Below are 12,450 nucleotides of genomic sequence, written 5' to 3'. Positions count from 1 at the left end.
GATAACCTCCGCCGTTTCTCTCACCCAACAGGAATTTCTTGCCGCCCTCTCTCCCGGCAAAAATGAACCTGTGCTTTCCGTCTTTTCCTTCTGATGCTATAAATAGAAAACGATAATTGGCAAGATAATCCTTGCCGATTTTTGTGATTATTCGCATAATATCTTTAATTTTATCGGTTGAGGCTCTTGCAAAATTAATGAAATCCGTCTTAAAATTCTCCCCCCAAGATTGGGGGGAGTTGGAGGGGGGTTGATTTTAATGGACTTACGTCAACCCCCTCCTAACCTCCCCCAAGCTTGGGGGAGGAATAAAGGAATTTTGCAAGAGGCTCGGTTTATATTCCAATCAATGACTGATAAGAAAACATCCGCATCCCAAAAAGCGCCAAAGAAATCCCCATCCGGCGATGGATTGGATACGCCTATTCAATTTTGTCCCGGCGTTGGACCGATGCGGGCGTCGATATTGGGAAGGCTGGGAGTTGAAACCGTAAGAGACCTGTTCTGGCATATTCCCCGCTATTATGAAGATTTTCATAACCTTTCCAAAATAAGCCAATTGCGTCCAGGACAGGTCGTTACCGTCCTCGGAAATGCCGTTTCCGTGCAAGAGCGAATCCCGCAAAATAGAAATAAAGTGCGCCATATTCTCCAAACCGTAATAGAGGATGAAACAGGGGCTATGCTGGCGGTTTGGTTCAATCAATCTTACCTAGCGGATAAGATTCGCGTTGGAACGCGCTTGCTTCTGCATGGCCGGACCGATTTATATGACCGCATGATGCAAATGTCTTCTCCCAAGCATCGCATCGTTGACGATGACGATGATTCAACTCAAGGCGTAGAGCCGATTTATCCTTTATCCGAAGGATTGACTCAAGGAGCGTTGCGTAAAATTTTGCGCAGCGCCCTTGATCGTTTTGGCGGCGCATGTCAGGAATTTCTCCCCGTTGGAATCCTTGAATTTCATCAATTTCCTCTCCGCCTGGAGGCTTTCCGCATCCTGCATTTTCCCAAACATGGCGAGGGAGCGCCCACGGATCGTTGCGAACAGGAAATGGAATTGCTTAAGGACGGGGAAGCTGGTTTTGCGCAGACGCTGGCGGCGGGAGACCCTCATTCCCTTTGGGAAAAAGCGCGCAAGAGGCTGGTTTTCGAAGAATTTTTCATCCACCAATTTCTTCTACGGCGCTATCACGGCCAGGTAAAAAAGCAAATCGGCGTTTCCCATCCTCACCCAGCCCCGGATCCTTGGGCGCAACGCATTGAAATTATTGAAGATGGACCGAGCGCATGGCCTGCGCTGTTTATCGAAAGTCTGCCCTTTCAACTCACGGCGGATCAAAAGAAAGTCTGCCGTGAAATCGAAGAGGATTTATTCTCCCCTGCCCCAATGAATCGTCTTTTGCAGGGCGACGTCGGATCGGGAAAGACGGTGGTTTCGCTCTATGCGATGACCATCGCCGCCGCGGGCGGCCGCCAGGCGGCGCTTATGGTTCCCACGGAAATACTTGCTCAGCAACATGCCGATACCATCCGCCGCCTGACCCATTGCCTGCCGGGCGTTCGCACGGTTCAATTAGCGGGATGCGCCGCCGCCGAAAGGCGCCAGGCGTTGGAGTCTATCGCCAACGGCTCGGCTCAGTTCGTCGTTGGAACCCACGCGCTTTTTCAGGAAAAAGTCGAATTCGCCCGTTTGGGTTTGGCCGTTGTCGACGAACAACATAAATTCGGCGTCGAACAACGGCAACGATTGATCGAAAAAGGGATACATCCAGACCTGTTAGTCGCCACCGCTACCCCCATTCCCCGCACTCTTTCCCTTACGCTCTTCGGCGACATGGATATATCCACTATCGTCTCCCTTCCTCCCAACCGCCCTTCATTGATTACCCGCTGGACTCAATGGGATAAAGAAGAAAAAGTTTGGGGGTTCGTCGATGGCGAGATCGCTAAAGGGCATCAAGTCTACGTCGTTTGCCCCATTATCGAACCCTCGGAAAATGCTCCGCATCTCCCGTCCACGGAAGAGGCGTTCGAACGTCTTTCCCAAACCTTTCTCCCCCATCGCCGGGTGGAGATTCTGCATGGACGGCATTCCGCCCAGGTCAAAGGCGATTTGATGGAGAGAATGCGGGCGGGCGCAGTGGATGTCGTCGTGGCCACCACCGTTATCGAAGTCGGAGTGGATCTGCCCAATGCGACCGTCATGGTCATCCTAGGCGCGGAACGCTTTGGACTGGCCCAATTGCACCAGCTTCGGGGCCGCGTCGGACGCGGATGCAGCAAATCCTATTGCGTTCTCGTTACTCCCTCCCGCATCCCTCCCTATGCCCAACAACGCATGAAAATCATGGAGAAAACCCGCGACGGCTTCGTCATCGCCGAAGAAGACCTGAAACTGCGCGGTCCCGGCGAACAATTCGGAATCCGCCAAAGCGGACATCTTAAGTTTCATCTCGCCGATCCTCTCCGCGATATCCACCTTTTGCGTGAGGCGCACGAAGCAGCGGCGAAACTCTATCAAGACGATCCTGGTCTCGATCGGCCGGGAAGCGAACGTTTAAAAGAAGAGATGCTAAACGTTCCTAGCCGCCTCGAATTTCGGCGTCCATCTTGATGGAGAATTCCTTCCCATATCTGCGGCTAGGATTTTTATTTTAATACTATTAAAATTGTGATAAGAACGGATGTTGGAAATCGTCGATCGCAGCTTTATATAAAAGTATATGCGAATTAATGCGGTTGGAAAACTAGGTTTTTTTCTGAAAACCGGTTTATGCAAAGCAAAATCGTTAATCCCTTTTACCTGAGCGTAAACCGAGAATTTAATATGGGGAAACTGGGCTGGCGCGATGAATACGCCGGATTTTTTGCTGGACAACCTTTCATTTCGCAAATCCATTGATGCAAAAGCGCGAATCCCAATCTTTACTTACCGATGGACTTATAAAGGATCGATTTTGCATAGTGAGGAAATGATTGTCCTTATGGCGTTCCAAATAAAATTTTTGTTTCGGTTCCAAGTCTTGATATACTGAATACAGAAACCTCCCGGATGCCGCGATGGAAGAAATCAAATTGTTCAACCAATTAAAAGAGGCCATACATTCGGGCGATCTGGCGGCGGCGCAATCGATTGTCGCCGCGATCGATTGCGAGGCGGTTCTTTCTCAGGCCGAAAACCGCGCCCAGGAACTAAAATCTCAGTACGATCAGTTGAAAGAAGCGGAGCAAATGCGAGTCGATTTTTTGGCCACAATATCCCACGAACTCCGCACTCCTCTTAATTCCATCATTGGCTATAACTCGCTGCTGGAAGAAGGCGTTTACGGCGAATTGAATGAAAAGCAAATCAAGGCGGTCGCCCGCATCGACCGCAACGCCACCCGGTTGCTGACTTTAATCAATCAACTATTAGAACTCTCCCGTCTGGAAGCGGGCGTGATTTCCGTATTCGAAGAGGAAGCGGATATCGTTAGTCTTATTAAAGACGTTCTGGAAGATTACCAGGCGGTAGCGGAGGAAAAGGGCTTGGAGTTGGATTTATCCCATCCCTACAAAGGCGTCCTTATCCGCACCGATGCTGGCAAGATGCGCGAAATCCTGCGGCAATTGATCTCCAACGCCGTCAAGTTCACCCAGCAAGGAACCGTAAAAATCGATGTCCGCAAGGAAATCGGCGCCGCCATCGTAACCGTATCGGACACGGGACCGGGCATCGAAGCGAGTAAACGCGAAATAATCTTCGAACTCTTCAAGCAAGGCGAGGAATACCTCACCCGCCGCCGCGACGGCTCCGGTTTAGGGCTGGCCATTGTCCGCAAGTTGGCCGAACTTCTCCATGTCAATATCCAACTGGAAAGCGAAGTCGGCAAAGGTTCCATTTTTAAGTTGACCTTTCCCATCGATTCATCCTCCTTCACGCCAACCGTATTGGAAGCGGAAAAACAATTCGTTCCGCGCGGCAACGGCGAATCCCTTCCGCCTCTTCAGGAATCCGCCGAAGCCGCTCCCTCGGTTTTAATTGTCGATGACGATCCCTTTATGGTGGAAATCCTCAGCCAATACCTGGAAAAACGAGGACAATTCCGCGTAACGAAAGCCTACAGCGGCATGCACGCCATGATCCATCTCGCCCAGAGCCGCCCCGATTATCTGTTAGTGGATTTGATTATGCCTCAAATCAACGGAGAGCGCGTCATTCAATACTGCCGCGAACTTTGGCGCGACGCCGTCCGCATCGTCGTCATCACGGGCAAGGACCTCAGCCCTAAGGAAATCCGCGAGTTCGAAAGCAAAGGCGCTACGGTCATTCTCAAAGGCGACGAACGGAATCAAGGCATCATCAAATCCCTCGACGCCGTCCTTTCTCTCCCCGCATCCCAAAAATCATAGAATCTTTTTCCTCTCTTGATCCCGCCGCGTCTCATGATAGGGTAGTCGCAGGGCTGGCATATTGCTAAGCAAGCTCTATCTTTTCGATTCATAACTCACATTACTCACGAGAAATAGTTAATAGGACGATTCAAAATGACGTTTGCATCGGGAAGAAGCGAAAGGAAAAAGAAACATCACCGATTTTCCTGAGACTTTTATCCCCAAATCATTTTCAAGGCTTCATGGGGCTGTTGATAAATAACTCCAATAAATCGAGGATGTTAAGCAAAATAGTAGTGAAAGAATTTTGGATTGACTTTTGGGTTAATACTTCCAGGTATCGTATTTTATTCCTCATTTAATTCATCCCCCCTTACTCGATAATCCTTTATATACCCCTATTTTAAGGGTTTTCATCATTTTATTATTCGGACTTGACTTATTTAGTGAAATACATATAATTGTTTCATGGTAATATTATACCAAAAATAATATCCCGTTGAGGCGCCCGATGGACGGATTCGACTATTTTTCCACCCCTTCCACGATCGCTCAAAAACACTACGAAGCCCTTCGCGCCTTTTACTACGAGAAACGGAGCGCTTTGTGGGCGCTTCGTCCACCTGAATTTTGGGCTAATTCATTCCCATGAAGATCGGTGCTTAATTGATGCAGGCGGCGGTTGCTATGTTTCTTCCTTTTTGTTTGGATTGATACAAGGCCTGATCCGCCGCCTGGATCAACCGATCAGGCGACTCTTCCGGTCTGGGAATCATAGAAGCGACTCCCAGGCTGATCGTAACGATGGGCGCCGCATTCGATTGATGATGGGGCATTGTCAATGATTCGACCTGAAGCCGAAGTTGCTCGGCGATTTGGTAGGCGATGGCGGGTTCCGCATCCGTCAAAACCATCATGAATTCCTCTCCGCCGTAACGCGCAACCAGATCGCCGGGACGATTCACAAAGCCGCGAATTGCCTCCGCAATTCTTTGCAAGCATTCGTCCCCGGCTTGATGTCCGTAAAAGTCGTTATAGGGTTTGAAAAAATCGACATCGATAAAGATCAAAGATATTGGCGTCCGGTTGCGCAAAGAACGCCTCCACTCCATCTCGATGTGCTCGTCGAAGCAGCGGCGGTTGGCGAGCTTCGTCAATCCATCCTGCTTCGAAAGCCGTTCCAACGCTCGGTTGGCTTCATTCAGCTCGCGAGTTCGCTTTTCAACTTCCATTTCCAAGAATATTCTCTGTTTCTCCAAAAAACGGACTCGATAGCGGTATCCCAGAAAGAGGGTCGCAAGGATGAATGCGGCGCTTCCAGTTTTAAACCACCAGGTTCTCCAATAGGGAGATTTTATGGAAATGGATAGGGAAATTCCTTTCTCGTTCCATTCGCCGTCGTTGTTGGAGCCTTTAGCTTGGAAAATGTAATCGCCCGGTTCCAGCGCCGTATATTGCGCGTAACGCCGGACGCCGGAAACGTTCCAGTCGGTTTCGAGCGGCGTTAAACGATACGCATATTGGTTTTTATGCGAGTGGGTATAATTCAGGGCGGCGAATTCGAATGACAAATAATTTTGGCGGTAATCGAGCCGAATGGGTTGTCCTGCGGAGAGAAACGGTTCGAAGGGATGAGATTTGCCCAGCACATTAAAGGCAATAAGCGCGATGGGAGGGATGTTCGCATTCTGAGTGATTCGATCGGGCCAGATGCAATTTACGCCGCCGATTCCTCCGAAATAAAACTCGCCGTTCAATCCTTTGGCGAAACAATTGGAGTTAAACGCCAATCCTTGCAAACCGTCGCTGCGGTCGAAATTCCGGATTTGCCGGGTTTCGGGATGGAAGCGGGACATTTTTCCGTTATCCATGCTGATCCAAAGAAATCCATAGTCGTCTTCCAGGATTCCTTTTACCACGCTGTCCGCCAAACCGTCGCTCATGGAAAAATTCGTAGATTGGGTGCGATCGGGGCTAAGACGGACGATGCCGTTTTCCGTACCCAGCCATAGAGCGTTTTGTCGATCCTCATAAATCGTCATTATATTGGCCGTGGATAAGCGGTTGAGATTGAGGGAAGCGTCGCGATATTCGACGAATCGATCCTGGCTGCGATCGTAGCGCAGCAAACCTGCGCTTTCGGTTCCCACCCACATGGTTTGGGAATGATCTTCATAAAAACAACGAATATTTCTATCGCGCAATCCTCTGGCTGAAGAGGTATCCTTTACGCAACGTTGAAAGGTTTCATTATTCGGATCGAAGATGCATATTCCGCTGCCGTCGCCGCCAATCCATATTTTCCCGAAGGAATCCCCCCGAAGAGCGCGGGCGGTGATGCAGTGCAATCCATCCGGATGCCCCGGATTGTGGGGATACCGGCGAAAGGTTTTTGTTTCCGGGAGAAAACGGCTGAACGCTCCTTCTTGAGTTTGCCAACAACCCACGTAGAGGGTTCCCTTGGAGTCCTCATACAATGAGATCACCGTATTACTGGCGAGACTATCGGCGCGAGAAGGATCGTTGACATAATGCGCAACCATCGAATTGGTTTTGGGATCGTATTGGTTCAGCCCGCCGCCGTCGGTTCCGATCCAGATGGTTCCATCCCGGCTGGCGCATATAGCGTATACGCGATTTTCGCTCAAACTGGTTGGATTTTTGGGATTGTTTTTAATACAGAGAAACTGCTCCCGATTGCTGTCGTAGCGGCAGACTCCGTCATTCATGGTTCCAAGCCATAAAATGCCGGCATTGTCTTGATAGATGCAGAAGATTGTCTCGATGACGGCGTTCGGATCGGTTTTCCATACGACTTTTATACGCTGGAATCGTCCGGTCTGGGGATCGAATCGGCAAAGCCCGCCTCCCCGCGTTCCGATCCAATACCTGCCTTTCCCGTCGGGAATAATACTATGCACGATATCGCCGGAGAGGCTGCGAGGATCGGAAGGATTGCAGCGGAAATTTTTGAAAGAGCCGTCGGCGGGATTCACCTGGAATAGTCCCCAGGCCCAAGAACCGAATAACACAGAACCGGAAGGATCGACGGCAAACGTTATAACGTCGGGATAGTTAGCAGGCTCAATGAGTAAGTTTTTATATCGTTGGATAACAAAGGAATCCGGATCGAATCGTTCTATGGATGCATTGCCTAGAGGGCCGAGCCAGAGTTTTCCCGACAGGTCTTCGGCGAGACGGTTGATATGCTCCATTCCCAACGAATCGGGATTGTTGGGATCGCGATGGAAAGATCGGAAAGTTTCGCGAACGGGATCGAATAGGTTGAGTCCGCAATGGGTCGCGATCCAATATCTTCCTTTTTTATCTTTCAGAATATGGGTAACAAAATTATCGTTAATGCTGGCCGGTTTGTTGGGATCATGGAAATAACGTTTGAATAGTCCGGTCTTGGGATCGAAGCGGTTAAATCCTTCCTTAGAGCCGATCCAAAGGATTCCATCGCCGTCTTCCAATATGGAAGTTAATTCATTATTGGATAGAGAGTTGTTGTCATTTGGATTGTACTGATAATTGATGGCTTCATATCCATCATATCTTATTAAACCCCTATCCGTAAGAAACCACATGAATCCGGATTGACTGCGATGAATGACTCGAATTTGGTTGCTGGCGAGGCCGTCGTCGGTCGTGAGCCTTTCCACGGACAAGAAGGAGGGAAAAGAATCGGCGGGCTGGGATTCGGAACGATTCGCCGAACTCCATATAAGTAAACATAGAACGATCGTTCCCTGATAGGGAAAAAAACGGATTCGATTTTTTGAGCGAGATGTTGTATTCGACAAAACCGTTTCCTCCCTTTCTCGAATAGGGTGAAATGCTTAAGTTGGAGTTTTCGTCTTCAAAATTTCTTGTTCCCGCATAAAAATTTCATTTCGTTTTTTCCAATATTCTACCTTCTCCTGTAAATTCAGATTCTTCAAACGTTCATAAATCTGTAGAGACGCCTTTCGTTTCATCTTAATGCAATCAAAGGGATTCATCTTCATAGCCGATTGCCTCGTCGTACACTCTTCCAAAATCAGATGAAACGAAATATTCGCGAATGCTCTTCCTCGGTTTCTTTCGTTTGCATCGTTCATGCTCCTCGATATAAGCGTACCACTAACAAGTCAGGATGAGTAGCTATTATGGTGGTGCTCGCTTCGCTCGACCCACCCTACTGTCCGACAAACTTTATCACTTCAACTCGATCGTCTTGCGGATCAGGCCGCCTTTTACGGAATCGGCGGTTATGGCGACCTCGCCTTTGCCTTTGACGACGAATTGCGCCCGTTCCGAATCGAGGCCGCCGATGGCGGGGATTTCTACGCGGTGGGGGCGCACTTCCACGGGATCGACGCGCTTGAAGTAGCGGTCGGTTACTCGTCCCCCGCTGAGAACGCGGACGTTTTTCCCTTCCAGGGAAATGACATCCGGCGTGGAGATCGAATGGTTGACGTCCTGGCCGGAGCGGGTGGGGATCATGCCTTCGTTGCGCACTTCCACCCATACTTTATAGAGATCGCCGCCGAGGGATTCGACGGAGACGTCTCCGAATTGAATCTTGGGCATCATCTCGGCATTATATAAAGTAAACGCCATGTTGCGGTGGCATTCCTCTTCCAGCAGGAAGGAGGGAGGCGTGCGGCTGAATTCCTTCGCGGTTCCGCCGATTTCGATTTTGCCATAGGTGGGATGATCGCAGGCTTGCCATTTCACAATGCCCTGCTCCATTGTCAAATAACGCAGGAAATCGGCGTCGTCCTCGTCCCGGCCGCCTCCATCCCGAAACATGTTTCGCGGCGTCCATAGTTCGTTGGTATAGCAATAAATGCCGCGAGCGCCATAGAACCAATCGAATTCGCCGCCCCACACGGGATACAATCCGCTCCAGCAGACCAGCGAGCGATAGAAGGGCAGCATCCTCTCGCCCTTGCGGCCGATTTCGGCCATGACGCGGTCGTCTTGCGGCGTCATGGCGCCGCCCTCGCGGCCGGGACTGCGCAGGATCATTCCCGCCGCGTTGTGGTAGGATTGGCCGCTGGCGATGTTGGGATGCGCGATGACGAAGCGAGCGACGGCTTGGGTGTTGGGCAGGGAGAAGGGAAATTCGATGGAACCGTATTGGACATAAGGCGGTTGCCAGTCGTAGGCCCAGTTGCGGTTGGAATCGTAGCCGCCGGGGCCGTCTTCGTTGACGCGGCCGTCGCCGTCGTTGTCGATTCCCTCATCGCCGAGCAGATCATATTCGCCCCGCTCGTCGGGCTTGGCGCGGATCATGAGAAATTCGGGATAATCGGGATGGGGCTTCCAACGTCCGTTGGAATCGCGGATGCGCATCATGGTGATGACGCCGTCGCCGTTGAGATCGTCATACCCATCTTCGTCGACAAGGCCGTCTCGGTCGTTGTCGAGGGGTTTCAAGCCGCTGCGGGAAGAATGTGCCGTATTGGCGTTGTGAAACCAATTGTCGCGCCCGTCGGGATTGATGGTGGGGATAAGATAGAAGACGCGATCGTCGAGGAGCTGGGTTACTTTTTCGACTTTGCCGTAACTCTCGCAGAGATACCAAGCGGTGTACATGACCACCTCGCCCGCCTGGACTTCGTTGCCGTGGATGTTGCCGTCGATATACATGCCCGCCTTGCGCGCGGGATCGCCTTTCTCTCGGTTGGTCAATTCAAGACACCAGATGGTTCGTCCTTCGTAAGACTCGCCGATGGAATAGAGTTTCGTCAATTGGGGATAGGCTTTTTGGATGCGCTTAAGAATATCTTCCAAGCCTTTCGTATCGTAAAAGCGGTTCCAAGCGACTTCCACCTTGCGTTCGGCGGGCGCGCCGAGAGCGGGAAAATAATTCTTGGTTGCTTCCGCTGAAAAGGAATTTTGCGTCGCCGCAAAAAGAATGGCGGCGAGGATGATAGGGCGAAGGGATTTGACGATCATTATTTTCCACCTCCAGTCAGTACAACAGTTCGCGCATCGCGTCCCGCTTGGGCGGAGATTAGGGTAAATTCCACCTTGGTTCCCGCAGGGGCTTTGACGATATAGCGGATTTCCTCTATCCCGCCGCTGCCATGCAGAGCGCCGACGCGGGCGCGGGGACTGCCAGCTAGAAATGCGCCGGCGGGAAGATTTGTTTCCAACCGCGTGGGAAAGATTTCGCCCGTCCGTTCGCCATGCGCGAGAATCGTAGGCAGGAATCCGGCGTTTTCCACTTTGACTTCGATCTCGAAAACATTTTGTTCCAAGGCCTTGATTTCGATATCCTGGATGCGGATGCGGGGTAACTTTTTTAGAAGTTGCATAAGAAATTCCGCATGTTTTTCCGCGAGTTGGGGCAGAAATTCCGCGGGAGGCAGCGTCTTGGCGTAAGGCGCGAAGCCGCCGATTTCCGCCTTTTGGTTGGGATAATCGGGATGCTTGACGGATTTCCAAGGAATGAAATAATCGGGAGCGTTTTCATCCAGCCATTTTAAATACTCTAATTCCGTCTTTCCCCGCTCGTCTTCTTTTTCCTTCTTCTTTTCTTCTTTTTTCTCTTCCTTTTTTTCTTGATCCTTCGGTTTTTCGCCGTTTGCTTCTTCTTTTTTTTCTTCCTTCTTCTCAGGCTCTTCTTTCTTCAAGGCTAACGCAAGGTCAGGACTCCAAGCGCTGGCGCAGAGGGAGAGAATTCCGCGATGGAAGTAAATCCAATCGGAGAAAGCGCCGGAAACGCTGGGCGAATCAATGGTTTTTTCGATTCCCAACTGCTCACGATAGAGTTCGCCTAATTTTTCGTAATATTTACTGTCTTCCGTCCGGATTTTTTCTTGCGGATCGCGGCCGAAGGAACGGTCGGCTGAGGGCGGCGTCTTTAACAGATTATCATTGCTCGCATAGGTGAAGACGGCGGCAATGTTGGGATGACCGAGAATGAATTCGGCGAGAGCGCGAGTTTCGTTTTCGCAGATTTGATAGACGCCCGCGTCCGGCGCGAACCAGGGATAATGGAAGGGAAAGTTGCGGTTGAAATTCACTTCGCCGAGTGGGTCTTCATTGATCTTCTTGTCGGCGTCATTGTCCTTGCCTTCCAAAAAGAGAAGGAAGCGCCCGCGTTCGTTTTTCGCGGGATCGGCTTCGATCAAGAGGCGTTCGTCGCCGGGATGGGGGATCAGCGTCCCTTTTGGGTCTTCTACGCGCAGCCAGGAAATCATACCGTCGCCGTCAAGATCGTCGGGGACGTCTTCGTCTACTAAGCCGTCATGATCGGCGTCGAAGGGCGCTGCATCGCCCGCCATCTCCATGCGCGGCTTCATAAAATAGCGTTCGGCGGCGTCGGGATTGAGGCGGGGAATGACGTAAACCACAACCGACTCCAGCAGCGATTGGATTTCCTTGGATTCTTTTTCTTTCTCGCAGAGACGGTTGAGAAAAGCCATCGCCATTTCGGTTCCCGCGAGATCGTTTCCCTCCACCCCCGCTACAACTAGCAAAGCGGGACGCAGGCGGCGATCTTTTTCATCGCCCCGGCCTAGTTCGGCCAACCATACTTCGCGGCCTTCCTTGGATTTTGCCAAAGCGTCCAAGCGGAAAAAGGAAGCGTGATCCCGCCGTAGCGCTTTCAAATCGGCGGCGAGGTTTTTTTCGTCGCGGCAAGAAGGCCAATGGTTGGAGGGCGCATCCGCCGCAACGGCGGCAGCAGCAAATCCCAGGTAGAAAAGAAGGCTCGCCGCCCATGATCGAAAAGGTTGGAGTTTCGTTTTTTTCGGCATAATTTTTTCCCAATGGATAAAGATTATCAAGTATGAAAATCGCGATTTCATAGAGTGAACCATCTATCGCTAATCGTAAAGGCGTAACGGGTGGGTGGGTGGCAAGGACAAGGTTTTTTCTGCCCTTGACTCCGCTTTTTTGTCAGAATCGGGATGGCCAGGATTTGCAGGATAAAAAAATCCTGGTCATCCTTTCATCCTGGAATTCCTGATTCTGACAAATATGAGGCGCGGGGGGATGTTGTCAGTTGCGTAGGGTAGGCTCAAAGCGAAGCGCAGTCCGCCAAATACGATAATCGATGGCTTCCATCGC

5 protein-coding genes are annotated in these 12,450 nt (G+C 50.8%); 2 read left to right on the top strand and 3 right to left on the bottom strand.

Features of this window, described 5'->3' with window-relative positions; translation table 11 throughout:
• The first annotated feature begins 349 nt into the window (after positions 1-349).
• Together recG and AB1656_23380 are read left to right on the top strand one after the other, a co-directional pair.
• Complete coding sequence (gene recG, locus AB1656_23385; protein MEW6238339.1) at positions 350-2,620, top strand: ATP-dependent DNA helicase RecG; 2,271 nt, start codon at positions 350-352, stop codon at positions 2,618-2,620.
• A gap of 446 nt (positions 2,621-3,066) precedes the next feature.
• Positions 3,067-4,398: a hybrid sensor histidine kinase/response regulator gene (locus AB1656_23380; GenBank protein ID MEW6238338.1), complete on the top strand. Its 1,332-nt coding sequence runs from the start codon at positions 3,067-3,069 to the stop codon at positions 4,396-4,398.
• A gap of 644 nt (positions 4,399-5,042) precedes the next feature.
• Here AB1656_23380 and AB1656_23375 read toward each other — a convergent pair.
• The 3 genes from AB1656_23375 to AB1656_23365 all read right to left on the bottom strand — a co-directional run bounded on the left by AB1656_23375 (position 5,043) and on the right by AB1656_23365 (position 12,137).
• Complete coding sequence (locus AB1656_23375; protein ID MEW6238337.1) at positions 5,043-8,186, bottom strand: diguanylate cyclase; 3,144 nt, start codon at positions 8,184-8,186, stop codon at positions 5,043-5,045.
• A gap of 394 nt (positions 8,187-8,580) precedes the next feature.
• Positions 8,581-10,329 carry a M14 family metallopeptidase gene (locus tag AB1656_23370; GenBank protein ID MEW6238336.1) on the bottom strand — a complete coding sequence of 583 codons (1,749 nt, stop codon included), beginning with the start codon at positions 10,327-10,329 and terminating at the stop codon, positions 8,581-8,583.
• Entirely contained in the window at positions 10,329-12,137 is a 1,809-nt protein-coding gene (locus AB1656_23365) for a M14 family metallopeptidase (protein ID MEW6238335.1), read from the bottom strand. The genes AB1656_23370 and AB1656_23365 overlap by 1 nt, the downstream gene beginning before the upstream one ends.
• Between the last annotated feature and the right edge of the window lie 313 nt (positions 12,138-12,450).

The sequence above is a fragment of the Candidatus Omnitrophota bacterium genome (assembly GCA_040755155.1).
Classification (GTDB): domain Bacteria; phylum Hinthialibacterota; class Hinthialibacteria; order Hinthialibacterales; family Hinthialibacteraceae; genus JBFMBP01.
Note: the sequence above shows the minus strand (reverse complement) of the source record. Positions and strands in the feature narration are given on the sequence as shown.